We start from the raw sequence: 24,814 nt of genomic DNA on the forward strand, positions 1-24,814 counted from the left end.
CCGTGACAGGCGTGAGAGCGGCCCATCACGGCGGAACGGAATCAGGTGGCCGGGCGCAAGGCGTCAGGTAAAATGGGCGCGAATCACGAGGTGCCGGGGCGAGAGGAGGTCACTTCTCGCTGTCCACCAGCCCCTTGATGAAGTAGCGCTGCATGAACAGGATCACCAGCACCGGCGGCCCCATGGCCAGCAGCGTGGTGGCGGTGACGTCCTGCCACGGCACCAGGCCGTCGCCGGTGGTCAGCATGCGCTTGAGGCTGACGACGATGGTCAGGTAGTCGGCATCCGTGGTGATCAGCAGCGGCCACAGGTACTGATTCCAGCCGTAGATGAACATGATCACGAACAGTGCCGCGATGTTGGTCTTCGACAGCGGCAGCAGGATGTCCTTGAGGAAGCGCCACGGCCCGGCGCCATCGATGCGTGCCGCCTCGACCAGTTCGGCCGGGATGGTCAGATAAAACTGGCGCAGCAGGAAGGTCGCTGTAGCGCTGGCGATCAGCGGCAGGATCAGGCCTGCATAGCTGTCCAGCATGTTGAGGTCGGCCACCACCTTGAAGGTCGGCAGGATGCGCACCTCCACCGGCAACATCAGGGTGATGAAGATCAGCCAGAAGCACAGCTTGCGGAAGCGGAACTCGAAGAACACGATCGCATAGGCCGCCAGTACCGAGATGATGATCTTGCCGATGGCGATGCCCAGTGCCATCAGCATCGAATTGAACAGCAGGGTCATCACGTCGGCGCCGAGACTGCTGACGGGGTCTTCCAGCAGGTGGCGGTAGTTGTCGAATCCTGCCTCGCCTATCCAGATGGGGGCGACGTTGGAGTAGAGGTCGCCCATCTCGTGGGTGCTGGCGCTGAAGGCGATCCACACCGGCAGGAAGAACAGCGCGCAGCCGACGATCAAGAGCGCATGGCTTGCGATATCAAGCCCGGGACGGTTGTAGCGCATCAGTACTGCACCTTCTTCTCGACATACTTGAACTGGATCAGCGTCAGCACGCCGACGATGACCATCAACAACACCGACTGGGCGGCACTCGACCCCAGATCCTGACCGACGAAACCGTCTTCATACACCTTGTAGACCAGGGTGCGCGTCGAGCCGCCCGGACCACCCGAGGTGGTGGCATCGATGGTGCCGAAGGTCTCGAAGAAGGCGTAGACCACGTTCATCACCAGCAGAAAGAAACTGGTCGGGGAGAGCAGCGGGAAGGTGATGGTCCAGAAACGTCGCCAGGGGCCGGCGCGATCCATGGCGGCCGCTTCCAGCAGGCTCTTGGGGATCGCCTGGAGACCTGCGAGGAAGAACACGAAGTTGTAGCTCATCTGTTTCCAGATCGAGGCCAGTACCACCAGCAGCATGGCCTGATTGCCGTTGAGGTTGTGATTCCAGTCGATGCCGATGGCGGACAGCAGTTCCGGCAGGATGCCGAGCGTCGGGTCGAACAGGAACAGCCACAGGACGCCGGCCACGGCAGGCGCGACGGCATAGGGCCAGATGAGGAAGGTCTTGTAGGTGCTGGCGCCACGCAGCACGCGGTCTGCCAGCACGGCCAGCCCAAGGGCGAGTGCCATGGCGCCGAAGGCGACGGCAAACGAGAAGTAGACCGTCGTCCACAGGGTCTCCAGATATTCCGCTTCGCCGAGGACCGCGAGGAAGTTGGCAAGTCCGGCAAATTCACGTGAAAGCCCGAAGGCATCCTCGATATAGAAAGCCTGTTCGATGGCCTGGAGGGCCGGCCAGAAGAAGAACACGCCGACGATGATCAGCTGGGGGGCCAGCAGGATCCACGGCGTGAAGGGATGTCGATTGAAATGGGCCATGCAGCTGAGGTCTCGCAAGGAAGAGGGACTGATCACGTCAGTCGTGTGCGCATGGTCGGCGCGGATTCGGCCAACCATGCGCCATCAAGCTGGGAGAGAAGGGAAAGGGCACCGGTATCGGGTGCGCTTTCCGCTCTCTGGCATCCAGGCATGGTGGGCCGCCCAGGCGGCCCACCATGGTGTGGCGGTGTTCAGCCGTTGGCGCGCTCGAACTTCTCCAGCAGCTTGTTGCCGCGCTCGACAGCCTGATCGAGACCGTCCTGCACGCTTTCCTTGCCAGCGAAGATCTTCTCGAGCTCTTCGTTGATCACGTCACGTATCTGCACCATGTTGCCCAGACGCAGGCCCTTGGAGTTCTCGGTCGGGGTCACGGAGGTCATCTGGGTGATGGCGACGTCAGTGCCCGGATTCTCGGCGTAGAAGCCCTGCTCACGTGTCAGCTCCGCCGCGGCGGTGGTGATCGGCAGGTAGCCGGTGAACTGGTGCCAGTCGGCCTGGACTTCGGGCCTGGAGAGGTACTGGAAGAACTTGGCGACGCCCTGGTATTCCTCATCGCTGTGGCCGGACAGCACCCACAGTGACGCGCCGCCGATGATGGAATTCTGCGGCGTCTCGATCGCGTCGCTGTCGTAGGGCAGCGGTGCCACGCCGAACTCGAAGCCCTTGGCGCTTTCCTTGACGCCGGCATAGCTGGCGGAGGAGCCCATCATCATCGCGCACTCACCGGAGTAGAACTTCGGCGCCGCGTCATCGAAGCGACCGCCGAACACGAAGCGCTTGTCGGCCTGCCAGTCGTCGAGGCGCTGGATGTGGTCGACCACGGCGGTCTTGTTGAATTCAAGGCGGGTATCGGTGCCGGCGAAGCCATTGGCCTGGCTGGCGAAGGGCACGTCATTGCGTGCCGAGAAGTTCTCCAGCATCACCCAGGACGGCCAGGTGGTCGTCAGGCCACAGCTGCCCGCGCCGGAATCGACGACCTTCTTGAGGGCATCACCCAGCTCCTGCCAGGTGGCCGGCACGGATTCGACACCGGCCTTGGCCAGCATGTCCTTGTTGTAATAGGTGACCGGGGTGGAGGAGTTGAACGGCATCGACAGCATCTTGCCTTCGGTGTCGGTGTAGTAGCCGGTGACGGAAGACAGGTAGGCCTTCGGATCGAAACTCGCGCCTTCTGACGGTGCATAGTCCGCCATCAGCTGATGGACCGGCATGATGGCACCCTTGGCGCTCATCATGGTGGCGGTGCCGACCTCGAAGATCTGCACGATGTCCGGGCCCTTGCCGGCCCGGAAGGCGGCAATGGCGGACGTCATGGTCTCGGAGTAGTTGCCCTTGAAGACCGGCTTGACGACGAATTCATCCTGACTTGCATTGAAGTCGGCCGCGATCTCGTCGACTTTCTTGCCAAGTCCGCCCCCCATGGCGTGCCACCACTCGACTTCGGTGGCGGCCAAGGCACTGGCGGAAGCGGTCGCGAAACCGACTGCCAGCGCGAGGCTGGCAAGATGACGGGTGCCACGGGTGTTGAGCATTGCGTGATGGGTAGGGCGGCGCATGGTCGAGCTCCTGAGAGGGTCCCTGGTCAGCCTTGTGGGAGTCGCGCAGGCTGACTGCTGTCGATCGATGGCGAACGATCAAGCGAACATTTTTTTGTTCTTATGATGATCGTCCGAAAAGCGTAGACGACTCTAGAAGGCTTTCCTTACAACTTTATGACGGTTGGATGTTCATGTGCGGGTAACTACCGTCGGCCCTGCACGGGGCGCGGTGGATCAGGCGATCATCCGGCGAGTGTGCTAGTCTTGCGCGCTGAAAATGCCTGTGGCGGAGAATGCGATGAAAGTGGTGGAAGTGAGTGCCGGTGCCCGGCGCGATGCGTGTCTGGCGATGCTGTGTGCCGAAGTGCATGGCCGCGAGGGGGGACTGGATGCGCTGGTGAGCTATGCCGGTGTCCGAGGTGTCTGGTTCGAGAACGAGACCGCTCGCCTGTTCGCGCTGGTGGACGATGCCGAGCGCATCCACTCCGCCGCCCTGTTGGTGCTCGACGAGAATGCGCGCGGGCTGAATCTTGCCCTGTGGGCGACGCCGCCGGTCCATCGTGGCCATGACCACGGCATCGCGCTGGTGTCACAGCTGGCGGATCATGGTCGTCTGCAGGTGCGTCTCACCGACGGCTCGCTGGTCAGCGTGCTGCGTCGCGCCGGGATCAACGACTGGCTGGAGGCCGAGGCCGAAGGCGATCGCCCGCGTGAGCTGGTCGGCATGAATCCGGCGGCGCGTGTCGGCACTCTCGCGGCGCTGGACGAGCCGCTGCGTCTGGATCGCGAGCGCATCAAGCGCACCTTCAAGGCGCGCCCGAAGGACTTCGAGACCTACAAGAACGCCTTCGTGCGTGATCTTGAGCACTTCGCGCGTCATATCTGAGATCGAGATGACGCGAAGCATGGCGCCTCCTGCCAATAAAAAGGCCCCGCTCACTGAGCGGGGCCTTTTTGGTTCTGCGATCAGCGATCAGGTCTTGCATCGCTCACGCGGGCGTCGGCCGGTGATCAGGCGGCGTCCTGCTGTGGGTTGGAGGCTGTGCCGTCACTCGCCATCGGCTTGCGCACGAAGGCATCGAAATCGAAGTGGTCGACGGTCAGCATGTCGAGTACCTCGGCTTCGAAGACGCGCATGAAGTCGCCATCCTCAGCGGACAGGATACCGGCCTCGACCGCCGCTTCGATGCGCGCTTCCGGTGACAGGGCATCGGCCGGGATCTCGCCCTTGTGATAGGCCTTGGCCAGCGTCTTGTAGATCGGCTCCGCACGCGGGTAATCCTTGAGCAGCGCGTTGTAGCGGGCGAGGGCATTGTCCTTCTGGCCTTCGTCCTGAGCGTCCCAGGTGTTGTCGGTCAGCTTGGTACGCAGTGCACTGTCGGTGGAGACGGCACGTGCGATCTCGCGGGTCAGGCTGTCCCTGGGCATGGCGAACTGACGACCACGCGGCAGCGTGACGACGCGCAATGTCGTGGCCAGGGCACGGTTGGGCAGGTTGGCGAGCAGTTCGTCGAGTGCCTTCTCGGTGCGATGCAGCAACCATTGCATGCTGTAGTGGAACAGCGCTTCCTCGTGCTCACAGGCGTCCGATTCGTGCCACTGCTTGAGCGTCAGGGACGCCAGGTAGAGGTTGGAGAGCACGTCACCCAGACGAGCCGACAGCATCTCGCGTGCCTTGAGGCTGGAGCCGAGGCTGGCCATGGCCGCATCGGCGGACAGCGAGAAGGCGGCGCTGAAGCGGTTGATGTGGTTGGCATAAGGCGTGGCGACGGCGTCGAAGCCGGTGGTCTTGCCGCCGATGCCGAAGCTCTGGCTGAAGGCGCGGGCCGCGTTGCCGAAGATGAGGCCTGCATGGCGGAAGAAGGCCTTGTCGAAGGCGTTCAGGTCATCGGCATCCTTGGCGGCCAGCTCTTCCAGCACGTACGGATGGCAGCGGATGGCCCCCTGACCGAAGATCATCAGGTTGCGGGTCATGATGTTGGCGCCTTCCACCGTGATCGAGACCGGGGTGCCGGCATATGCCACGCCGATGTAGTTGCGCGGGCCGAGCGTCACGCCGCGTCCGCCGTGGATATCCATGCCATCAGTCAGCAGCGTGCGGGCCATCTCGGTCAGCTGACTCTTGAGGATGGCGGAGGGCACGGCCGGCTTGTGGCCGTTGTCGATCATGTTGGCGGTATGCAGTACGGCGGCCTGGCTGATGTAGTTCATCGCGGCCATGCGAGCCAGCGGCTCCTGCACGCCTTCCATCTCGGCCACCGGCAGGTTGAACTGGCGGCGAATGCGCGCGAAACCGGCGCTCCAGCCCAGTGCGTAGCGAGAGATGCCCGCGGAGCCGGACGGCAGGGTGATGCAGCGACCCACCGACAGACACTCGACCAGCATCTTCCAGCCCTGGCCGGCCATCTGCTCGCCACCGATCAGGTAGCTGAGCGGGATGAAGACGTCCTTGCCGAAGATCGGACCATTCATGAACGGTGCGCCGATCGGGTGATGGCGACGGCCGATGTCCATGCCGTCGGTCTCACGCGGAATCAGGGCGCAGGTGATGCCGATGTCTTCCACGTCACCCAGCAGGTGCTCGGGGTCGAACATGCGGAAGGCCAGGCCGACCACGGTGGCGACCGGCGCCAGGGTGATCCAGCGCTTCTCGAAGTTGAGGCGGATACCGACGACTTCCTCGCCGTCATGCATGCCGCGGCACACGATACCGGTGTCCGGAATGGAGGTCGCGTCACTGCCGGCACGCGGGCCGGTCAGGCCGAAGCAGGGGATCTCGCGGCCATCCGCCAGGCGCGGCAGGTAATAATCCTTCTGTTCCTCGCTGCCGTACTTGAGCAGCAGCTCACCCGGGCCGAGGGAGTTGGGCACGCCGACGGTGACCATCAGCGTCTCGTTGACCGCCAACTTCTGCAGTACCAGTGACTGCGCCTTGGCCGAGAAGCCGAGGCCGCCGTACTGCTTGGGAATGATCATGCCGAAGAACTTCTCGCGCTTGAGAAATTCCCACAGTTCCTCGGGAAGATCCGCACGCTCGCGAGCGATTTCCCAGCTGTTGGTCATGCCACAGGCGATGGAGCACTGCGTATCGATGAAGGCCTGCTCCTCGCTGGAGATGCCCTCATTGCGCTGTGCGGTCAGGGTGTCCCATTGCGGCTTGCCGGAGAACAATTCGGCGTCCCAGAACACGGTACCGGCTTCCAGGGCTACCTTCTCGGTCGCCGAGACCTTGGGCGACACCTTCTTGAACATCGCGAACAGCCGCGGGCTGAGCCACTTGGTGCGCAGCGCCGGCAGGCCGCAGACGGCGACCAGTGCCGCGCCGATCAACAGCAGGACACCAAGCACCGGGGTGTTGATGCCCAAGCCGATGAGGCCGGTGACCGCCAGCACGCCGATGGCGGCCAGTGCACCGGATTCACGTGCCATGACGGTCAGCAGACCGGCAAGGGCGACGAGGATGAGGATGAGCTGCGTCATGGCAGGATCTCCAGGTTGCGTTGCGGGAGCTCTAGCGAATGGCCTTCCTCTTCAGCATAGCAGCCATGCGTTTAGAACAGTTGTTTGAATTATTGTCAGCCTATCCCAACTCGACTCACTCCGCCAGTCCACCCAAGGTCGAAGGCACGAAAGGTGAAGCGATGGGAGAGACGTCGCGGAGAAAGCAATGGTGGCTGTACAAGGCGCATGGGCAGCGAAAGGGGCCTTGGGTACAGGGAGATGCACTGGCCCCGGTCGGGACGGCATCGGAGCTGCTGATGCCATGAGACGGGATGAGGCGGTGCGGGCGGGATGAAGCGATGCGGGTGGGATGAGGCGATGCGAGCGGGGGGGAGAAACGGGGAGGTGGGCTGCCACGACGGAAGTGATGGCCTGGAAGCGAGACATGCCAGACATAAAAAAGGCCCCGCAGTGCGGGGCCTCGAACGATCGATGGTGCTTCCATGCCTGCCGTCAGCATAACGGAGGCTTACGTTGATCGCGCGGGATCAGCCGTTGATCGGCGCGGAATCGATCTGGCGCTTGGCGGGCTGCTTGGCCGGTGTGCCCGGCTCGACCACGAAGTAGTCGGCGTCGGACGGCGGCAGCGGAGCACGGCCCCGAATCTTGTCGGCCATCTTCTCCGCCAGCATGATCGTCGGTGCGTTCAGGTTGCCGGTGGGGATGACCGGGAACAGCGAGGCGTCCACGACGCGCAGGTTGTCGAGACCATGCACGCGACCGGCACCATCGACCACGGAGGTCGCGTCACTGCCCATGCGACAGCTGCCGCACGGGTGGTAGGCCGTCTCGGCATGATTGCGTACGTACTCGTCGAGCTGCTCGTCCGTCTGGACATCAGCGCCCGGCGCCAGTTCGCGGCCACGGTAATCGTCCAGTGCCGGCTGAGCGATGATCTCGCGAGTCAGGCGAATGGCGGCGCGGAACTCTTCCCAGTCACGCTCCTCGGCCATGTAGTTGAAGAAGATCGAGGGCGCGGCCTTGGGGTCCAGTGAGGTCAGTCGGACACGGCCCTTGCTCTGGGAGCGCATGGAACCGACGTGTGCCTGGAAGCCGTGGCCCTGCACCGCACTCTTGCCGTTGTAGCTGATCGCGATCGGCAGGAAGTGATACTGCAGGTTCGGCCAGGCCTCGTTGGCATCGCTGCGAATGAAGCCGGCAGCCTCGAACTGGTTGCTGGCACCCACACCAGTCCCCTTGAGCATCCACTCCAGGCCGATGGGCGGCTGGTTGTACCACTTGAGGGACGGGTAGAGCGAGATCGGCTTGGTGCACTCGTACTGGATGTAGAGCTCGAGGTGATCCTGCAGGTTCTCCCCCACACCCGGCAGGTGGTGCACCATCTTCACGCCCAGCGGCTCGAGGTGCTCACGGTTGCCGACGCCGGAGCGCTGAAGGATCTGCGGCGAGGCGATGGCGCCAGCACACAGCAGCACTTCCTTGCGTGCGCGTACGCGGTGGTCCTGTCCCTTGCGCTCATATTTCACGCCGACCGCTGTCTTGCCCTCGAACAGGATGACATCGGTGGTGGCGCGCGTCTCGATGGTCACGTTGGCGCGCTTCTTGGCGGTATCCAGATAGCCGCGGGCGGTGGAGGCGCGACGGCCTTCCTTGGTCACGAAGCGGTCCATCGGGCCGAAGCCTTCCTGCTGATAGCCGTTGACGTCTTCGGTGGCCGGATAGCCCGCCTCGATGCCTGCCGCGATGAAGGCGTGATAGAGCTCGTTGTTGCCTTCCTTGGGAGTCGTGACCGAGACCGGCCCATCGCCGCCGTGGTAGTCGTTGGGGCCGATATCGCGCGTCTCGCACTTGCGGAAGTAGGGCAGGCACTCACGATAGTTCCAGTCAGCCAGGATGGGATCCTTGGCCCAGTTGTCGTAATCCAGCGCATTGCCACGGATGTAGCACATGCCATTGATCAACGAGGAGCCTCCCAGTCCCTTGCCGCGGCCACATTCCATGCGGCGATTGTTCATGTGCGGCTCGGGGTCGGTCTTGAAGTCCCAGTTGTAGCGCTGGCCCTGCAGGGGATACGCCAGTGCGGCAGGCATCTGGGTACGGAAATCGAAACGGTGGTCACGGCCGCCCGCTTCCAGCAGCAGGACACTGACGTCAGCGTCTTCGCTGAGGCGAGTGGCCAGCACGTTGCCGGCGCTGCCGGCACCGATGATGACGTAGTCGTATTCACGCTCGAATTGGCTCATGAAATCTCCTTTCGTATCAGATGCCACATGCGGGCGCAGGACGCCCCGTCGACGACGAGGGGTGGCCACTGCCGGGCGGATGGATACGGTGATGTGTCTGTGAGGAGCCGTCGGGGCAGCGCATGGCAAGTGGTATGCCATCACTGTCAGCGACTCGTCGGGATTCGTGCACTGCCAGCGCCGAAGTCATGAGTGGCGTGGCGTGCTGGCCGGCACGACGAGGGGTCGTCATGCCGGCGGGTGGGGCATCTGGCGCTATCTTCAGTGCATCAACTCACTGCAGCGGATCAGTGGATCAAGTGTCCTGATCCCGCATCCTGCGCCAGACGATGCTGCTGTCGTCGATTCAGGCCTCATGGCCTCTGGTGGCTCAGAAGGCGGACTCGAACGGCCCCATCTCGATCAGCACGGACTTGGTCTGAGTGTAGTGGGACAGCGTCTCGACACCATTCTCGCGACCGATGCCTGACTGCTTGTAGCCGCCGACCGGCATCTCGGACGGGGACTCGCCCCAGGTGTTGACCCAGCAGATGCCGGCTTCGAGCTGGTGGATCACGCGGTGCGCGCGGTTCAGGTTCTCGGTGAACAGGCCAGCCGCCAGGCCATAGGTGGTGTCGTTGGCGCGGCGGATGACTTCCTCTTCACTGTCGAAGGACAGGATGGACATCACCGGACCGAAGATCTCTTCCTGCACGATGCGCATGTCATCGCTGCAGTCGGTGTAGACGGTCGGCGCGACCCAGGCGCCCTTGGCGAAGTCGCCTTCGCTCATGCGCTCGCCGCCGACCAGCAGACGTGCGCCGTCCTGCTTGGCGATCTCCAGGTAGGAGACGACCTTTTCCAGGTGCTCGAAGCTGACCAGCGGACCGAAGGTGGTGGCGTGATCCTGCGGGTCACCGGCCTTGATACGTGCGACGCGCTCGACGATCTTGGCCTCGAAGGCGTCCTTGACGCTGGCTTCGACGAAGACGCGGGTGCCGTTGGTGCACACCTGACCGGAGCTGTAGAAGTTGGCCATCATGGCGCCGTCGGCAGCACGGTCGAGGTCGGAATCCGCGAACACCAGCAGCGGGGACTTGCCGCCCAGCTCCATGGTGACTTCCTTGAGGCTGGAAGAGGCGGACGCGGACATGACCTTCTTGCCGGTGCCGGCTTCGCCGGTGAAGGAGATCTTGGCGATATCCGGGTGCTCGGTGAGCATCACGCCGACGCGGGCATCGCCCTGCACGACGTTGAACACGCCGTCCGGCAGGCCGGCTTCGGTGAAGATCTCGGCAAGCTTCAGTGCGCTCAGCGGCGTGACTTCGCTGGGCTTGAAGACCATGGCGTTGCCGGCGGCGAGTGCCGGGGCAGACTTCCAGCAGGCGATCTGGATCGGGTAGTTCCAGGCACCGATGGCACCGATGACACCCAGCGGTTCCTTGCGGGTGTAGACGAAGGCTTCCTGGCGCAGCGGCACCTGGGTGCCTTCGATGGCCGGCGCGAGGCCTGCATAGTATTCCAGTGCATCGGCACCGGTGACGATGTCGACCACTTCGGTCTCGGACAGCGGCTTGCCGGTGTCCAATGTCTCGAGCAGTGCCAGCTCGTCATTGCGCTCGCGCAGCAGGTCGACGGCGCGACGCAGGATACGCGAACGCTCCATGCCGCTCATCGCGGCCCACACCTTCTGGCCCTGCAGGGCGCTTTCGACGGCGGCATCCACGTCCGCGCCGCTGGCCTGCTGTACCTGGGCGATGACGTCGCCGGTGGCCGGGTTGACGGTCTCGAAGGTTTCGCCAGAGGTCGCGTCAACGCGACGACCATTGATGTACAGGGTCTGGGTCGGGAAGCTTGCGTTGCTGTTGGCCATGCTTGCGCTCCTGTCAGGGATCAGAAAAGGGGGAGAGTCGTAGAGTACCGGTGGGTTCAAGCGTCCGAGCGGGGGAGGCTGTTGCGCTCAGGCATGCTCGGCAGGCACCGGGTGCGTCATGTCAGACGCTTGTGCATCTGCTGCTGGCGTGGAGACGTCAGCGGCGTGTTGCGCCAGCTGGTATTCCACATATTCATAGGCCAGACGCCGGGCTCGCTCGACGTCCAGTCCCTCGGGGTCCAGCGCGCCACGCAACCACAGGCCGTCGATCAAGGCGGCGAGCCCTGCCGCCGCATCGCGTGCCTCCACCAGCGGCATCACGCGACGGAAGATGGCCGACAGATTGGAGACCAGACGACGGTCATTGACCTTCTGCAGGCGCTCCAGCGGTGTGCGATGCATGCTGGAGGCCCAGAAGGCCAACCAGGTCTTGGAGACGCTCTGACTGACCTGGCTGCGATCGAAGTTGCCATCGATCACGGCGTGCAGGTGACTGCGGACGTCGTTCGAGGCGATCTTGGCGCGTCGCTCACTGACGGCTCTGCGCAGGTCGGTGAGGATCTGGCGCATCGTGGCCTCCATCAGGCCATCCTTGCCGCCGAAGTAGTGACTGATGATGCCGGCGGAGACGCCCGCATGCCGTGCGATCCGTGCAACGGTGGCGTCGGCCAGTCCTGCCTCATCGATGGCTTGCATGGTGGCCAGAATCAATTGGCGGCGACGAATGGGCTCCATTCCCACTTTCGGCATCAGCTTGCTCTCCCGTCAGGTGGCGTATCGGTGAAACTCGCGTAATCTTGGTACTGGTAGACGCCAAGGATACGCGGTTGTCACCGCATTGCTGAATCCGGCGTTCAATCGGGATTCGGCTCGATCTTGTCGTGACTCGAGTTTTATTGAACGTTCAATTAATAAAAAGTGTAGAGACAGAAAGGTGATGCGTCAAGTTGCATAATTCGTGGTTATTGAAAGCCAGGCTTGGTAGAACTATAGAGAACGCCAGAGGGCACAAGGTGTCCTTGCAAAGGCTGTGAAGGTGCTTACGAGGTGCCTCGTACGTCTGGTCCGGCAGCTCGTCAGAGGCTGGCAGCTTCTCAACGACAGCATGGGAGCTTGTCGTGATGAGAGCGTGTTATGAGTGGCGCCTCCCGCGGGCTGTCACTTGTCGCCGGGCCGGGTGGGGGTCAATGACACGTGTGAGTGACGGACATGTACTGCTCATATAACAAAGAGAAGGGACAAGCATGAAATCATCATCAGGTTTTGCCGCATTGCCGCTGGGACTGGCCATGGGGATGCTGCTGGCACCCCAGGCGCATGCCGAGGTATCAGAGGAGTGCAGTACGGTGCGCTTCGCTGAGGTGGGATGGACGGACATCACTGCCACCACGGCGCTGACGCGCAGTGTCCTGGAAGGCTTGGGGTACGAGACGACCTCCGACACGATCTCCGTGCCGATCGCCTATGCCGGCATGAAGAACGATGACTTCGATGTCTTCCTGGGGAACTGGATGCCGTCGATGGCTTCCATCAGTGACCCCTATATCGACAAGGGGCAGGTAGAGCGACCGCGTGCGAATCTGCAAGGGGCCAAGTACACCCTGGCGGTGCCCCAGTACGTGCTGGATGCCGGCGTGACCTCGGTGGCGGATCTTGCCGACAACCTCGAGAAGTTCGATGGGCGCATCTACGGCATCGAGGCAGGCAATGATGGCAACATGATCATCGCCGACATGATCGATGACGATGCCTTCGGTCTGGGCGCCTTCGAGATGATCGATTCTTCCGAAGCCGGCATGCTGGCGGAAGTGAAGTCGAAGATCGCGGCCAAGGAGTGGGTCGTCTTCCTCGGCTGGGAGCCGCACCCCATGAACACTCGCTTCGAGATGGGATATCTGGAAGGCGCGGATGACTACTTCGGGCCGAACCTGGGCGGAGCGACGGTCTACACCAATACCCGCGCGGGATATAGTGAGGCGTGTTCCAATGTCGGTGCGTTGCTGGCCAATCTCGAGTTCAGCCTGGAGATGGAAAATCAGATCATGGGCGAGATCATGGATGAGGGTGCCGATCCGGATGAGGCAGCAGCAGACTGGCTCAAGCAGAACCCCAGCGTGCTGGAGGCATGGCTTGAAGGTGTCGAGACCACCCAGGGAGAACCTGGCCTGCCTGCCGTCAAGGCCTCGCTGGGCATCTGAGCATCCCGCTGACTCACTTTGACGGGCAATTGCAAAAAAGTGCTTGCAATTCAGCAGCCTGACCTGCAATATACGCCTCGTCGTGTGGCTACATAGCTCAGCTGGTTAGAGCACATCACTCATAATGATGGGGTCCCCTGTTCAAATCAGGGTGTAGCCACCAGTGATTCCAAGGCCTGCATCCGTGCGGGCCTTGTCACATCTGGATGTCGCCATGTGCGCTTTCGGAGGTGGATTCGGCAGAAGGAATCGAGCGAGTTCTGCGGTAGGTTGAATGCCCGAAGGTGGTTGACGCCATTGAGTATTTCCGTATAATTCGTCGCGTGTTCAAGGTTGTTCCTCGATAGCTCAGTTGGTAGAGCAAATGACTGTTAATCATTGGGTCACAGGTTCGAGTCCTGTTCGAGGAGCCAATAGCACACGCAGCATGCTTGAAATGTCAGTCTGACAGCATCCATGATGATGTCGCTGACAGATGGATTTCCGGTCGTTCCTCGATAGCTCAGTTGGTAGAGCAAATGACTGTTAATCATTGGGTCACAGGTTCGAGTCCTGTTCGAGGAGCCAATCCCAGGCTTCCTGCCAATGCCGGAAATGACGCTGGTAGATGAGAATCTCATCGTCAGCTTCGATATCGCCCTGATATCGATCGATATTTCGTTGTTCCTCGATAGCTCAGTTGGTAGAGCAAATGACTGTTAATCATTGGGTCACAGGTTCGAGTCCTGTTCGAGGAGCCAATATCACATCCCGTATCTCCCCCTCTTGCCAGTCGATCGTTCGAGATCCCGCCTGCCTCTCGTCAGAATGACGTGATTCTGCGCTGATGGTGTCTTACTCCTGCAGCCTTCGCTGCCGCTTTTCTGTGTCTGCCTGCTTTCCTGTGTCCGCCCGCTTCCTTGCTGGTCGATCTCTTTCTGCTATTCGTTTCAGCTTGCCCTCGCGTGCCGAGCGCCGGTGCGTCGACTCGCCTGTTCGTTGCTCGTCTGTCTTTGCTGGCGCCTGTTTCTCCCGAGGGCCGTCTCGCCCGGGGCGTGGCGCATGGCGTCGAATGTCGCCCGTGCGTGTCGGTGACGCCTGCATCAGGCATGAAAAAGCCCCTGCACTCGGATCTGACATGAGGGCAGGGGCCTTGCAATCGCGATGTGCCGGCGCGTCAGCGACGACGAGAGAGTTCAGCGATCGCCATTGAGATGGGCGTAATCGAGCAGGATCTCGGCGCTTTCCTGGAGCTGAGCCTGATCGATGGGATCCTCGGCTGGCTCGTCGGTGCTGTCCTGCGTCTCGATCTCCTGCTGCAGGTCACTTTCTGCCGATGCGATGTGATCGCTGGCGGCATCAAGTTCGGCGAAGCTCGACAGCGGCTCCATGCCCAGTGCTCGGCGGCGCTTGTTTTCCAGTGCCAGTTGCTCGGCTTCCTGGGCATCCATCTCGCGCTTGCGCTGCTCACGATTGAGGCTGATGCTGGTCTGCTGGGCGCGCAGTGCCTTTGACAGCGCGACTTCGCTCTGCAGGTAGACGAAGTTGGGCTCCTGTTCGACACGGCTCTCGTGGCGGGCACGCAGGGCTGCCAGGTAGCGAGCCGGTTCCCCATAGCGACGATACTTCACCGGGCGAACCTGGTCCCATGGCAGGGCGTAGTCGAGGCTCGATTCGCCGATTTCCTTCGGGTCGATGATGCTGGGGAAGGCGATGTCCGGCTTGACGCCCTTGTTCTGGGTGGAGTCACCGGAGATGCGATAGAACTTGGCGCGGGTCAGCTTGATTTCACCTTGTGTCAGCGAGGAGATCGTCTGCACGGTGCCCTTGCCGAAGGTCTGGCTGCCGATGACCGGGCCGCGGCCATAATCCTGGATGGCGCCGGCAAAGATCTCGGAGGCCGAGGCCGAAAGGCGGTTGACCAGGACGGCCAGCGGACCATCGTAGTGGGTGCCGGCATCGGTATCGCCATACAGGCTGATGCGTCCGCGGGCATCACGTACCTGCACGGTGGGGCCGCGGTCGATGAACAGGCCGATCATCGAATTGGCCTCCTGCAGGGCGCCGCCGCCATTGTTGCGCAGATCCAGGATGATGCCTTCCACCTGCTTGGCCTTCAGCTCATCGATGAGGCGCGCCACGTCACGTGTGGTGCTGCGATAGTCATCTTCGCCGGCCTGCCAGGCATCGAAGTCGACATAGAAGGCAGGGACGTGAATCACGCCGATCCTGTGCACGCCATCATTGCGCTTGACGTCGACGACCTTGGCGTTGGCAGCCTGGTCTTCCAGCTTGACGGTGTCGCGGGTGATGTCCACTTCCCGTGTCTTGGTGACATCCAGGGACTGGGCCGGGATGACTTCAAGGCGCACGACGGAGCCCTTGGGGCCACGGATCAGGTCCACGACATCGTCAAGGCGCATGCCGACCACGTTGGTCCATTCGCCATCCCCCTGACCAACGGCCACGATGCGGTCCGCCGGCTTGAGCTCCCCGTCCTTCTCGGCCGGGCCGCCCGGTACCAGGCTTGAGACCTTGACGTACTCGCCTTCGGATTGAAGCAGGGCGCCGATGCCATCGAGTGACAGCTTCATCTGGATATCGAAGGATTCGCCCTGGCGTGGGGAGAAGTATTCGCTGTGCGGATCGATGCTGCCGGTGACGGCGTGCATGATCAGGGTCAGGATGTCTTCGTCGTTGGTCTGCTCGATGCGCTTGAGCTGGTTGGCATAGCGCTCGCTGAGCGTCTTGGCGATGTCCTCGTCGCTCTTGTCGGACAGCGACATCGACAGCCAGGCGTTCTTGAGTCGCTTGCGCCACAGCTCATCAAGCTCCTGCTCGCTGTCGGCCCAGGGGCTTTCCGCACGATCGAGTGCGAGTCGATCATCGCGGGTGAAATCGAAGCTCGGCTTGCCGTCCAGCGTCTTCACCAGCCATTCGAGGCGTGAGGTGAGGCGCTGCTGGTAGCGGGCATGCAGGGCGTAGAGGCGCTCGAGATCACCGTCGAGCATGGCGTCATCGAAGTCGTGGCGAAGATCACTGAACTCGGTGATATCCGAGTCCAGCAGATAGGCTTTCTGGGGGTCGAGTGTCTTGAGATATTGCGTGAATGCCTGGGTAGCCCATTGGTCATCCAGCGTGACATCTTCGTAATGCCCGTAACGCAATGATTCGGCAACTTCGCGAGCAGCCTGTGCATCGGCGTCAGTAGGGGTGACCGCGGCGCTGGCGGGGCCGGCCATGGCGAGACACAAGGCAAGGCATGCCGTGCGCCGGACGTTTGCAAACAGGCTCATCAATGAAGCACTCCCGATTCATGTACACTCTGCTCCCTGAGCGACCTCTCCGCGGAGAGGTCGAGCGGGCATTGTAGCAGCCTCCCGCGTCCGCGACAGTTGCCTGTCGTTGATCGGCGGGGCTTGCGGTATGGCGTGTCAGCGCTGCCTGGCGTGATCGGTCCTGCGGGACCTGCGCGGCTGACGAGAGCTGGCGGGTCGATCACCACCGCAAGGGAGGAGTCGTTTCGCTCTATCCATCATGTTTCTTCTTATACAGTGCCTTGCATTCATCTTCGAGGACTTGACGCTATCATGACTTACGCGATTGCGGATTCCCGCGTTCCAGCACTGCTTGAATTCCTGAATGTCTCTCCGACTCCCTGGCATGCCACGGCGACCATGGCGGCTCGCCTGGAGCGCGAAGGCTATCGCCGACTCGAGGAAACCGAAAGCTGGAAGTTGTCGCCCGGTGAACGGGCTTTCGTGACGCGCAATGATTCCTCGCTGATCGCCTTTCAGCTTCCTCGGGGTAATACGCAGCTCGAGGCAATACGGATGATCGGCGCGCACACGGATTCTCCTTGCCTGCGCCTGAAGCCCAATCCAGCCCAGCTCAGTCAGGGCTGGTTGACCCTGGGGATCGAAACCTACGGTGGCGTGCTGCTGAATACCTGGTTCGATCGCGATCTCGGGCTTGCAGGCCGTGTTCAGGTGCGTCACCAGGATGGCCGTCGCGAGAGTCTGCTGCTGACGGTGATGCGGCCGGTGGCCTGTGTTCCGAGCCTGGCGATTCACCTGGATCGTGACGTCAACAATGGGCGCGCCATCAATGCCCAGACGCAGATGTCCGCCGTGGTCATGCAGCTGGGCGAGGAGGCTGGCACCCCGGCTGAGGCCTTCCATGCGCTGTTGATCGAGCTGCTGGAAGAGCAGCACGGCGTGCGTGTCGCGGAGGTCATCGACTTCGAACTCGGGCTGCATGATCTGCAGCCGGCGGCCCAGGCCGGGCTCAAGGGCGAGCTGGTCGCCAGTGCACGCCTGGACAATCTGCTGTCCTGCTTCGTCGGCCTGGAAGCGTTGCTGGGGGCCGATGGCAGCCAGGGCGCGCTGTTCGTCGCCACGGATCACGAGGAAGTCGGCAGTGCCAGCGCCTGCGGTGCCCAGGGGCCTTTCCTGGCGGATGTGCTCAAGCGCATCAATCACTATGTGGGCTTGGACAACGAAGAAGGTTATCAGTGCCTCGTGCAGCGCTCCTTGATGATCTCCTGTGACAATGCGCATGCCGTCCACCCCAACTTCCCGGACAAGCATGATGCGGGTCATGGCCCGAAACTGAATGCGGGGCCGGTGATCAAGGTCAACGCCAATCAGCGTTATGCCACCAACAGCACCACGGCGGGTCTGTTCCGTGAGCTGTGCCGGGAGCAGGAGGTGCCGGTTCAGACGTTCGTCAGCCGTGCCGACATGGGTTGCGGCAGCACCATCGGGCCGATCACTGCCAGTGAAGTGGGGGTGCCGACCTTGGATGTCGGGCTGCCGCAGTGGGGCATGCACTCGATTCGTGAGACGTCCGGCAGTGCCGATGTGGCGATGCTGATCAAGGTGCTGGTGGCATTCTGCAATCGCGAGCGTCTGGACTGAGCAGAGCTGGACTGGCGAGCACAGTGAAACATTGAAAAATTGAAACATTGAAAGAGGCGGCCTGCGGGCTGCCTCTTTCGGTTCCGGTTTCGGCTCCGGTTTCGGTTCCGGTTCCGGTTCCGGTTCCGGTTCCGGTTCCGGTGTCGATTGTCGGCGGGAGTCACGAGCATGAGCGCAGGCGATGCGAGGGAATGTGAATCCGACGCAACGAAAAAGGCCTGACTGCAAGCAGTCAGGCCTTTCGAATCTTGGTTGGTGGCTACACCCTGATTTGAACAGGGGACCCCATCATTATGAGTGATGTGCTCTAACCAGCTGAGCTATGTAGCCGTCCAACGGAGGCGAATATTACGGATTATCCGTGATGTTGTCAACGCATCAGCCTGAAAAAGTGGCAGGGAATTCATCAGGCTAGCAGCCGAGCTGCTCTGCGAGGTGGTCGGGGAGGGTATCGAGGAGCGTGCCGGGACGGGTCTCGTGCGAGATGGCGCGTGCGATGAGGTCGCCACTGGCGCAGGCCAGCGTGAAGCCCAGGCTGCCATGTCCGACGTTCAGCCACAGGTTGTCCGGTCTGCCCGCTTGCTGGGGGCGGCCCAGGATCGGAGGGCCCTTCGGCGTGCTGGGGCGCAGCCCGGCCCACGGAGTGGCTTGCGAGAAATCGCCGGCGTCGGGGAAGGTCTCACTAGCCAGCTGACGCAGGGCGGCAATGCGCTTCTCGTCCAGCGCAGGATGGAAGCTGTCAGATTCGCGGTGGCCGATATCCACCATGGCCGCGACGCGCAGCTGGCGGGACTTGCGTGTATCCAGATCGGCGTAGACCACCTTGCGCGCGGCATCCGTCACGCTGATGCGCGGGGCCGCTGTCTTTGGGGTGTCAGCTGGCAGTGGCAGCGTGAGGCTGTAGCCCTTGAGCGGTTGCAGAGATAGGCGGATGCCCAGCGGGCGGACCAGTTCGGTGGCGTGATTGCCGGCCGCGATGATCAGCGTATCGACGGCGTGGCGTTCGCGGCGGCCATCGGCGCGGGTGAGTTCGAGGTGCGCGATGCGCCCGTCGTGCGCGCTCAATGGAGCGACGCGGGTGCTGGCGAGGCGTGTATAGCGACCAGAGGCCTGCAGCTTGCGCTCCAGCGCCTGACAGAAGGCATGGCAATCCGCCGTCTCGTCCGAGGCGCTGAAGATTCCGCCCGACAGATGAGCCTGCTGGTGGATAAGCGAGGGCTCCAGTGCGATGCATTGACGTGCATCGAGCACCTGTTGGTCCTGAGGTGCGACGCGTGCGGCGGCGGCCTTGTCGAGCGCTGCGGAGTCGCGATGGATCACCAGCTTGCCGCGTTGCTGCCAGGCGAACTCCTCGAGTGCATCCTGAACTCGCCACTGCGTCATGATCTGTTGGCTGTGCAGTGCCAGGGCGAGCATCTGCGCTGCGCTTGCTCGATGCGTGCGCTGATTGCAGGCGGCCAGAAACTGCGTCATCCAGCGCCATTGCGAGGGGGCAAGCCGCGGGCGCAGCCGCAGCGGTGCCTCATTGCCTGCCAGCAACCACTTGATGGCCTGGAGGGGCACGCCGCTATCGGCCAGTGGCGCCACATAGCGGTAGCTCAACTGGCCGCCATTGGCGTGGCTGGTCTCGCGGGCGACCTCGGCATGGGCATCGATCAGGGTCACGCAGTGTCCCGCTCGGACCAGTGCATGAGCGCTGCTCAGGCCGATCACGCCGCCTCCGATGATGGTCACATGACGTTGCATGGCAGGCTCCTGACGGTATGGGGGAGGCAGATGAGCATGCCTGTCCCGGGGCCGAGCGGCGAATGAAAGATCCTCGCCACGTCATAACCCTCGGTTATGGGGTAGGCTGTCGGCTGGACGTTGAGACAACACGACAGAATGTGGAGATCTTGCATGCGGCTCAGGGATCTGGAGGTCTTTCATGCGGTGTTGCAGGCCGGCAGCGTGACCGGCGCCGCTCGGCTGTTGCATGTTTCCCAGCCGGCCGCGAGCAAGGCGTTGCAGCAGGTGGAGCGGCAGTGGGGGATCGCGCTGTTCACCCGTAGCGCCGGACAGCTGGTGCCCACGGAGGAGGCGCGCAAGCTGGAGGCGGCAAGCCAGGGGATGCTGGGGCAGCTGGATGACGTCAAGCGGCTGGTAGAAGGCTTGCGTTCAGGTGAGGCGCAGTCTCTCAAGGTGGTGGCGACGCCGGCGATCGCCCAGCAGCTGTTGCCGCAGGCGCTGGGGCAATGGCGCCGGCGACATGCTCGAGTCAATTGCGAGCTGGCCACCCAGCACACCCGCGAGATCATCGATGCCCTGCTGCTGCATGAAGTCGATATCGCCTTCACCTTGAGTGCGCCGACGCATCCGGCACTGATGACTCGCGCACTGGCCCGCATGCCCCTGAAGGTATTGGCGCCAGCAGGGTACTGGGCACAGGAGTGTCAGCAGGCACCGATGACGGTGGCGGAGCTTGCCGGTCAGCGTCTGATCGCGCTGGGGGCGCATGATCCGCTGGCGCGACGTCTCGATGGCCTGCTGGCGAGCGAGATGCCGTCACCGTCTGAATCAGGTAACTCGAAAGCACCGTCATCTCCTCGCATCGTGACGCGCGTACAGACCTATCCGCTGGCAGCGGCACTGGTGCAGGCAGGGGAGGGGCTGGCCGTGGTCGATGCCTTGACGGCGCATACCGCCTGTCGGGAGCGTGGCCTGGACGCGCGGACATTGCCTCAGGCCGGCGAGCTGATGCTGAGTGCCGTGTGGCGTCGAGAGGCGGGGAGGGGGCGTCTGGCGCAGTCACTGGCGGACCAGTTGGCGACGCTGGCGGCACAATGGCTGCAGGGCTGTGCTCTTGATGATGGGGCATGACCCATGATGCAGAACGCCCCTGACCTCGTGGGAGATCAGGGGCGTTCCCTGCAGCATCAGGCGCTTTCAGGCTGGCTCACCAGGTACTGACTGCGCCCGAGGCCTCAGACATTGAAGCGGTAGTGCACCACGTCGCCATCCTTGAGGATGTAGTCCTTGCCTTCCAGGCGCCACTTGCCGGCATCCTTGGCGCCTTGCTCGCCCTTGTAGGCGATGAAGTCGTCATAGGAGATGACTTCGGCGCGGATGAAGCCTTTCTGGAAGTCGGTGTGGATGACGCCAGCGCCTTCCGGAGCGGTAGCGCCGATCTTGACGGTCCAGGCACGCACTTCCTTCACGCCAGCGGTGAAGTAGGTCTGCAGGCCCAGCAGTTCATAACCGGCGCGGATCACGCGATCCAGGCCTGGCTCTTCCATGCCCAGCTCGTCGAGGAACATCTCGCGTTCCTCTTCCTCCAGCTCGGCGATCTCGGCTTCGATCTTGTTGCACACCGGCACCACGCTGGCACCTTCATTGGCGGCGATGCCACGCACGATGTCGAGGTAGGGGTTGTTCTCGAAGCCTTCCTCGCTGACGTTGGCGATGTACATGGTCGGCTTGAGGGTCAGGAAGCCGAAGCCACGCAGGATCTTGAGGTCGTCATCGCTGAGACCGAAGCTGCGCAGCGGCTGGCCTTCGGCCAGGTGCGGCTGGATACGCTCCAGCACCGCCTTGGTGGCGATGGCTTCCTTGTCGCCGCCCTTGGCGACACGGGCCAGGCGCTGGATGCTGCGCTCGACGCTGTCGAGGTCGGCCAGGGCCAGCTCGATGTTGATGGTCTCGATATCGGCGGCCGGGTCAACGTGGTTGGCGACGTGGATGACGTTGTCATCCTCGAAGCAGCGCACCACGTGGGCAATGGCATCGGTCTCGCGGATGTTGGCCAGGAACTTGTTGCCCAGACCTTCGCCCTTGGAGGCGCCGGCGACCAGACCTGCGATGTCGACGAATTCCATGGTGGTCGGAATCACCTTCTCCGGCTTGACGATCTCGGCCAGCGCATTCAGGCGAGGGTCAGGCATCGGCACGATACCGGTGTTCGGCTCGATGGTGCAGAAGGGGAAGTTCTCGGCGTCAATGCCCGACTTGGTCAGTGCATTGAAGAGAGTGGACTTGCCGACGTTCGGCAGGCCGACGATGCCGCAATTGAAACCCATGGCGCTAGATCCTGGTGTGACGTGTCGAATGGGGCGTGGCACTGATGACCGTCTCGACCGGCAGGCCCGGAGTGCGAGGGCACGGGCCATGCGAGGAGACGAGGGGACAGGCACGGTGTGAAGTCAGGCGGGAAGTGTAAGGCCTCATGCCGCCGAGGTCATCCATTGGGCGCATGTCGCGCGACAAATGATGCCTTTTGCTGCTGATCGCGTGGCGAGACGCGCACACGCAAGCGAGGTGATGCGCTGAGCGAATCACCGAAATTCGGAGAGGAGTGATGCCGGGTGATGCAGAGGTTCAGTGCTTGAAGGAGTGCAGGCGATTCATGGCCCGTGCCCATTCGCCGCTGAGGGCATCCGGGAGGGTCATGACCACTTCGTCGATGGCGTCATCGATGGCCTGGCGTTCAGCCTTGCCGGGACGCCCGAGCACGAAGTTGGTCACCAGCTTGGCATTGCCGGGGTGGCCGATGCCGATGCGGGCACGATGGAACGACTTGTCGTTGCCCAGTGCGCTGATGATGTCGCGAAGCCCGTTGTGCCCCCCGTGGCCGCCACCCTGCTTGTAGCGGGCGGTGCCGGGGTCGATGTCCAGTTCGTCGTGGGCGACGAGCAGTTCATCCGGGGCGAGCTTGTAGAAGTTGCACAATGCGGCCACGGCCTGACCGCTGCGATTCATGAACGTCGATGGGAACAGCAGATGCAGATCCTGACCGGCGAAGATGATCTTCGCGTACTGGCCATGGAACTTGCGTTCCGGACGCAACGTGGTGTGACCGTGGCGCGCAAGAGCGTCAAGGAGCCAGACGCCGGCGTTGTGACGGGTGTCTTCGTATTCGCTCCCCGGATTACCGAGGCCGATGATCGCTTTCACTCGTGACATGCGTGTCTGGCTCCCTGATCAGAAGGCTGCGTTATTCTGCAGCGGCTTCTTCGCCTTCAGCAGTATCTTCTGCGTCAGCAGAGATGTTCGGACGAGTGACGTTGACCACAGCGGTGTCGTGATCGGCACCGTGAGACAGGGCAACGGACTCGGCGCCTTCCGGCAGAGCGATGTCGGACAGGTGCAGGGTGTGGCCAACTTCCAGCTTGGACACGTCCAGCTCCAGGTATTCCGGCAGGGCTTCCGGCAGGCAGCTGATTTCGACGTCAGTTGCCAGGATGTGCAGGACGCCGTCCTGATCCTTGACGCCGACACAGGCTTCCTGACCAGTGATGTGCAGCGGCACGTTCATGGTCAGTTTGTGGGTCGGGTCGATGCGCAGGAAGTCGATGTGAGTCAGCAGCGGCTTGAACGGGTGACGCTGCAGGTCACGGATGACGACTTTCTCGGCCTTGCCAGCAACATTCAGGGTGATGATGGAGGAGTAGAACGCCTCATCGTCAACCGCCTTGTACAGGCTCGGCTTGTCGACCATGACCGGAGTCGGGGCCTTGTCGGCGCCGTAGACGATTCCCGGCACGAAGTCGTTCGTACGACGCAGGCGGCGGCTCGCACCTTTCCCCAGGTCTTCACGAACTTCAGCATTCAGTTTGAACAGTTTCATTTTGCAGATACCTCAAGGGTCTAATGAGAATCCGGCAGCCCCCGCGACCAGAGCGCTACCGGATCCATGAGGCCGGCCCGGAGATTTCCGGGCCGGCCGCTTGTCGGCAGATGACGGATCATCTGCCGGTGTCAGTGCCTCTTCCCCGAGCAGCGGCGAGCAGGGCCCGCCGACAGGACTCAGTGGAACATGGCGCTGACGGATTCTTCATTGCTGACGCGACGGATCGCCTCGGCGATCAGGCCAGCGACTGTCAGCTGGCGGATCTTGCCGGAACGACGTGCGGTGTCGGACAGCGGGATGGTGTCGGCCACCACCACTTCGTCGAGGACGGAGTTGGTGATGTTGTCGACCGCCGGGCCGGACAGGATCGCGTGGGACGCATAGGCCACGACGCGGTTGGCGCCATGATCCTTGAGTGCCTCGCCCGCCTTGCACAGGGTGCCGGCGGTGTCGATCATGTCATCGACCAGCACGCAGGTGCGGTCCTTGATATCACCGATGATGTTCATCACCTGGGCCTGGTTGGCCTGGGGACGACGCTTGTCGATGATGGCCAGCTCGCAGTTGAGCTGCTTGGCGATGGCACGGGCACGCACCACGCCGCCCACATCCGGGGAGACGACGATCAGGTTGTCATAGTTCTGACGTTCGATGTCGTCGAGCAGGATCGGGGAGCCGTAGACGTTGTCCACCGGCACATCGAAGAAGCCCTGGATCTGGTCGGCATGCAGGTCCATGGTCATGACGCGATTCACGCCAGCCTTGACCATCATGTCCGCGACCACCTTTGCCGAGATCGGCACGCGAGCGGAGCGCACGCGGCGATCCTGACGGGCATAGCCGAAGTACGGCACGACCGCCGTGATGCGCGCCGCTGACGCACGACGCAACGCATCCACCATCAGGATCAGCTCCATCAGGTTGTCGTTGGTCGGTGCGCAGGTGGACTGCATGATGAAGACGTCCTTGCCGCGGACGTTTTCGTTGATTTCTACCGCAATCTCGCCATCGCTGAACTGACCGACGGTTGCGTGGCCCAGGCGGGTATCGAGGGCTTCAGCTACCTTGCGGGCGAGAGCGGGATTGGCATTCCCCGCGAATACCATCAGTTTTGACACGCGCAGCCACCTTTGGAGTCTTGTGGGATCTCGGGAGTGGAGAATTCCGGGTTGACCGGGAACGGCCAGG

18 protein-coding genes and 5 tRNA genes are annotated in these 24,814 nt (G+C 62.5%); 9 read left to right on the plus strand and 14 right to left on the minus strand.

The annotated features are described in order from the left end of the window. Positions 1 to 109: 109 nt before the first annotated feature. From ugpE to ugpB, 3 genes are all read right to left on the minus strand, one after another. Positions 110 to 955 (minus strand): sn-glycerol-3-phosphate ABC transporter permease UgpE, encoded by an 846-nt coding sequence (gene ugpE / locus PJK54_RS07720; protein WP_077371437.1) that lies wholly within the window; start codon positions 953 to 955, stop codon positions 110 to 112. Continuing rightward, the gene (gene ugpA / locus PJK54_RS07725; protein ID WP_077371440.1) at positions 955 to 1,830 is read right to left on the minus strand and encodes a sn-glycerol-3-phosphate ABC transporter permease UgpA; all 876 of its coding nucleotides are present in this window, start codon (positions 1,828 to 1,830) and stop codon (positions 955 to 957) included. The genes ugpE and ugpA overlap by 1 nt, the downstream gene beginning before the upstream one ends. A gap of 191 nt (positions 1,831 to 2,021) precedes the next feature. Continuing rightward, entirely contained in the window at positions 2,022 to 3,386 is a 1,365-nt protein-coding gene (ugpB, locus tag PJK54_RS07730) for a sn-glycerol-3-phosphate ABC transporter substrate-binding protein UgpB (protein WP_373996113.1), read from the minus strand. Between the two features lie 280 nt (positions 3,387 to 3,666). On the opposite strand from ugpB, the gene PJK54_RS07735 reads away from it, so the two are divergent. Next, positions 3,667 to 4,254 carry a hypothetical protein gene (locus tag PJK54_RS07735; protein ID WP_077371445.1) on the plus strand — a complete coding sequence of 196 codons (588 nt, stop codon included), beginning with the start codon at positions 3,667 to 3,669 and terminating at the stop codon, positions 4,252 to 4,254. Positions 4,255 to 4,379: 125 nt separating this feature from the next. On the opposite strand, the gene PJK54_RS07740 is transcribed toward PJK54_RS07735, so the two are convergent. Next, positions 4,380 to 6,848 carry an acyl-CoA dehydrogenase gene (locus PJK54_RS07740; RefSeq protein WP_077371448.1) on the minus strand — a complete coding sequence of 823 codons (2,469 nt, stop codon included), beginning with the start codon at positions 6,846 to 6,848 and terminating at the stop codon, positions 4,380 to 4,382. 38 nt (positions 6,849 to 6,886) lie between these two features. On the opposite strand from PJK54_RS07740, the gene PJK54_RS07745 reads away from it, so the two are divergent. Further along, positions 6,887 to 7,135 (plus strand): hypothetical protein, encoded by a 249-nt coding sequence (locus PJK54_RS07745; protein WP_077371451.1) that lies wholly within the window; start codon positions 6,887 to 6,889, stop codon positions 7,133 to 7,135. A gap of 222 nt (positions 7,136 to 7,357) precedes the next feature. Here PJK54_RS07745 and betA read toward each other — a convergent pair whose 3' ends face one another. From betA to betI, 3 genes are all read right to left on the minus strand, one after another. After that, positions 7,358 to 9,073 (minus strand): choline dehydrogenase, encoded by a 1,716-nt coding sequence (gene betA / locus PJK54_RS07750; protein WP_077371454.1) that lies wholly within the window; start codon positions 9,071 to 9,073, stop codon positions 7,358 to 7,360. Between the two features lie 370 nt (positions 9,074 to 9,443). Then, a complete protein-coding gene (gene betB / locus PJK54_RS07755; protein WP_077371457.1) occupies positions 9,444 to 10,925 on the minus strand; it encodes a betaine-aldehyde dehydrogenase in 1,482 nt (493 codons plus the stop codon). Positions 10,926 to 11,012: 87 nt separating this feature from the next. Continuing rightward, positions 11,013 to 11,675 carry a transcriptional regulator BetI gene (betI, locus tag PJK54_RS07760; RefSeq protein WP_176502849.1) on the minus strand — a complete coding sequence of 221 codons (663 nt, stop codon included), beginning with the start codon at positions 11,673 to 11,675 and terminating at the stop codon, positions 11,013 to 11,015. Between the two features lie 494 nt (positions 11,676 to 12,169). Between betI and PJK54_RS07765 the strand changes: the two genes are divergently transcribed. The 5 genes from PJK54_RS07765 (at position 12,170) to PJK54_RS07785 (ending at position 13,863) form a co-directional block, all read left to right on the plus strand. Next, positions 12,170 to 13,123, plus strand: a complete 954-nt coding sequence (locus PJK54_RS07765) for a choline ABC transporter substrate-binding protein (protein ID WP_084209251.1) — start codon at positions 12,170 to 12,172, stop codon at positions 13,121 to 13,123. Positions 13,124 to 13,209: 86 nt separating this feature from the next. Next, positions 13,210 to 13,286: transfer RNA gene (locus PJK54_RS07770), tRNA-Met, on the plus strand. 174 nt (positions 13,287 to 13,460) lie between these two features. Beyond that, positions 13,461 to 13,536: transfer RNA gene (locus tag PJK54_RS07775), tRNA-Asn, on the plus strand. A gap of 78 nt (positions 13,537 to 13,614) precedes the next feature. Continuing rightward, positions 13,615 to 13,690: transfer RNA gene (locus tag PJK54_RS07780), tRNA-Asn, on the plus strand. Between the two features lie 97 nt (positions 13,691 to 13,787). After that, positions 13,788 to 13,863 (plus strand) — tRNA-Asn (locus PJK54_RS07785). Positions 13,864 to 14,298: 435 nt separating this feature from the next. On the opposite strand, the gene PJK54_RS07790 is transcribed toward PJK54_RS07785, so the two are convergent. Next, positions 14,299 to 16,398: a carboxy terminal-processing peptidase gene (locus PJK54_RS07790; RefSeq protein ID WP_077371465.1), complete on the minus strand. Its 2,100-nt coding sequence runs from the start codon at positions 16,396 to 16,398 to the stop codon at positions 14,299 to 14,301. A gap of 294 nt (positions 16,399 to 16,692) precedes the next feature. Here PJK54_RS07790 and PJK54_RS07795 point away from each other — a divergent pair, with 294 nt between their 5' ends. Beyond that, positions 16,693 to 18,021, plus strand: a complete 1,329-nt coding sequence (locus PJK54_RS07795; protein WP_077371469.1) for a M18 family aminopeptidase — start codon at positions 16,693 to 16,695, stop codon at positions 18,019 to 18,021. A gap of 253 nt (positions 18,022 to 18,274) precedes the next feature. Here PJK54_RS07795 and PJK54_RS07800 read toward each other — a convergent pair. Beyond that, positions 18,275 to 18,351: transfer RNA gene (locus tag PJK54_RS07800), tRNA-Met, on the minus strand. Between the two features lie 81 nt (positions 18,352 to 18,432). Then, a complete protein-coding gene (locus PJK54_RS07805; RefSeq protein ID WP_077371472.1) occupies positions 18,433 to 19,767 on the minus strand; it encodes a D-amino acid dehydrogenase in 1,335 nt (444 codons plus the stop codon). A 153-nt stretch (positions 19,768 to 19,920) separates the two neighbouring features. Between PJK54_RS07805 and PJK54_RS07810 the strand changes: the two genes are divergently transcribed. Beyond that, positions 19,921 to 20,880 carry a LysR family transcriptional regulator gene (locus PJK54_RS07810; protein WP_170877339.1) on the plus strand — a complete coding sequence of 320 codons (960 nt, stop codon included), beginning with the start codon at positions 19,921 to 19,923 and terminating at the stop codon, positions 20,878 to 20,880. Positions 20,881 to 20,984: 104 nt separating this feature from the next. On the opposite strand, the gene ychF is transcribed toward PJK54_RS07810, so the two are convergent. The 4 genes from ychF to PJK54_RS07830 all read right to left on the minus strand — a co-directional run bounded on the left by ychF (position 20,985) and on the right by PJK54_RS07830 (position 24,732). Further along, positions 20,985 to 22,076, minus strand: coding sequence for a redox-regulated ATPase YchF (gene ychF, locus PJK54_RS07815; RefSeq protein ID WP_077371478.1), 1,092 nt, complete (start codon positions 22,074 to 22,076; stop codon positions 20,985 to 20,987). A 298-nt stretch (positions 22,077 to 22,374) separates the two neighbouring features. After that, positions 22,375 to 22,959 (minus strand): aminoacyl-tRNA hydrolase, encoded by a 585-nt coding sequence (gene pth, locus PJK54_RS07820; RefSeq protein ID WP_077371481.1) that lies wholly within the window; start codon positions 22,957 to 22,959, stop codon positions 22,375 to 22,377. A 31-nt stretch (positions 22,960 to 22,990) separates the two neighbouring features. Then, positions 22,991 to 23,623 carry a 50S ribosomal protein L25/general stress protein Ctc gene (locus PJK54_RS07825; protein ID WP_077371484.1) on the minus strand — a complete coding sequence of 211 codons (633 nt, stop codon included), beginning with the start codon at positions 23,621 to 23,623 and terminating at the stop codon, positions 22,991 to 22,993. A 179-nt stretch (positions 23,624 to 23,802) separates the two neighbouring features. Continuing rightward, positions 23,803 to 24,732, minus strand: a complete 930-nt coding sequence (locus PJK54_RS07830; protein WP_077371487.1) for a ribose-phosphate pyrophosphokinase — start codon at positions 24,730 to 24,732, stop codon at positions 23,803 to 23,805. Between the last annotated feature and the right edge of the window lie 82 nt (positions 24,733 to 24,814).

Origin of the sequence: Cobetia sp. MMG027 (assembly GCF_027947415.1) — a bacterium.
Classification (GTDB): Bacteria; Pseudomonadota; Gammaproteobacteria; order Pseudomonadales; family Halomonadaceae; genus Cobetia; species Cobetia marina.

What these genes read in the sequence shown, in the direction of transcription:
- ychF (WP_077371478.1), bottom strand. Translation starts at nt 22,076, where the DNA reads ATGGGTTTCAATTGCGGCATCGTCGGCCTGCCGAACGTCGGCAAGTCC.
- betB (WP_077371457.1), bottom strand. Translation starts at nt 10,925, where the DNA reads ATGGCCAACAGCAACGCAAGCTTCCCGACCCAGACCCTGTACATCAAT.
- ugpA (WP_077371440.1), bottom strand. Translation starts at nt 1,830, where the DNA reads ATGGCCCATTTCAATCGACATCCCTTCACGCCGTGGATCCTGCTGGCC.
- PJK54_RS07795 (WP_077371469.1), top strand. Translation starts at nt 16,693, where the DNA reads ATGACTTACGCGATTGCGGATTCCCGCGTTCCAGCACTGCTTGAATTC.
- pth (WP_077371481.1), bottom strand. Translation starts at nt 22,959, where the DNA reads ATGTCACGAGTGAAAGCGATCATCGGCCTCGGTAATCCGGGGAGCGAA.
- PJK54_RS07805 (WP_077371472.1), bottom strand. Translation starts at nt 19,767, where the DNA reads ATGCAACGTCATGTGACCATCATCGGAGGCGGCGTGATCGGCCTGAGC.
- betI (WP_176502849.1), bottom strand. Translation starts at nt 11,675, where the DNA reads ATGCCGAAAGTGGGAATGGAGCCCATTCGTCGCCGCCAATTGATTCTG.
- ugpB (WP_373996113.1), bottom strand. Translation starts at nt 3,386, where the DNA reads ATGCGCCGCCCTACCCATCACGCAATGCTCAACACCCGTGGCACCCGT.
- PJK54_RS07830 (WP_077371487.1), bottom strand. Translation starts at nt 24,732, where the DNA reads ATGGTATTCGCGGGGAATGCCAATCCCGCTCTCGCCCGCAAGGTAGCT.
- betA (WP_077371454.1), bottom strand. Translation starts at nt 9,073, where the DNA reads ATGAGCCAATTCGAGCGTGAATACGACTACGTCATCATCGGTGCCGGC.
- PJK54_RS07740 (WP_077371448.1), bottom strand. Translation starts at nt 6,848, where the DNA reads ATGACGCAGCTCATCCTCATCCTCGTCGCCCTTGCCGGTCTGCTGACC.
- PJK54_RS07745 (WP_077371451.1), top strand. Translation starts at nt 6,887, where the DNA reads ATGGCCTTCCTCTTCAGCATAGCAGCCATGCGTTTAGAACAGTTGTTT.
- PJK54_RS07825 (WP_077371484.1), bottom strand. Translation starts at nt 23,623, where the DNA reads ATGAAACTGTTCAAACTGAATGCTGAAGTTCGTGAAGACCTGGGGAAA.
- PJK54_RS07765 (WP_084209251.1), top strand. Translation starts at nt 12,170, where the DNA reads ATGAAATCATCATCAGGTTTTGCCGCATTGCCGCTGGGACTGGCCATG.
- PJK54_RS07735 (WP_077371445.1), top strand. Translation starts at nt 3,667, where the DNA reads ATGAAAGTGGTGGAAGTGAGTGCCGGTGCCCGGCGCGATGCGTGTCTG.
- ugpE (WP_077371437.1), bottom strand. Translation starts at nt 955, where the DNA reads ATGCGCTACAACCGTCCCGGGCTTGATATCGCAAGCCATGCGCTCTTG.
- PJK54_RS07790 (WP_077371465.1), bottom strand. Translation starts at nt 16,398, where the DNA reads ATGAGCCTGTTTGCAAACGTCCGGCGCACGGCATGCCTTGCCTTGTGT.
- PJK54_RS07810 (WP_170877339.1), top strand. Translation starts at nt 19,921, where the DNA reads ATGCGGCTCAGGGATCTGGAGGTCTTTCATGCGGTGTTGCAGGCCGGC.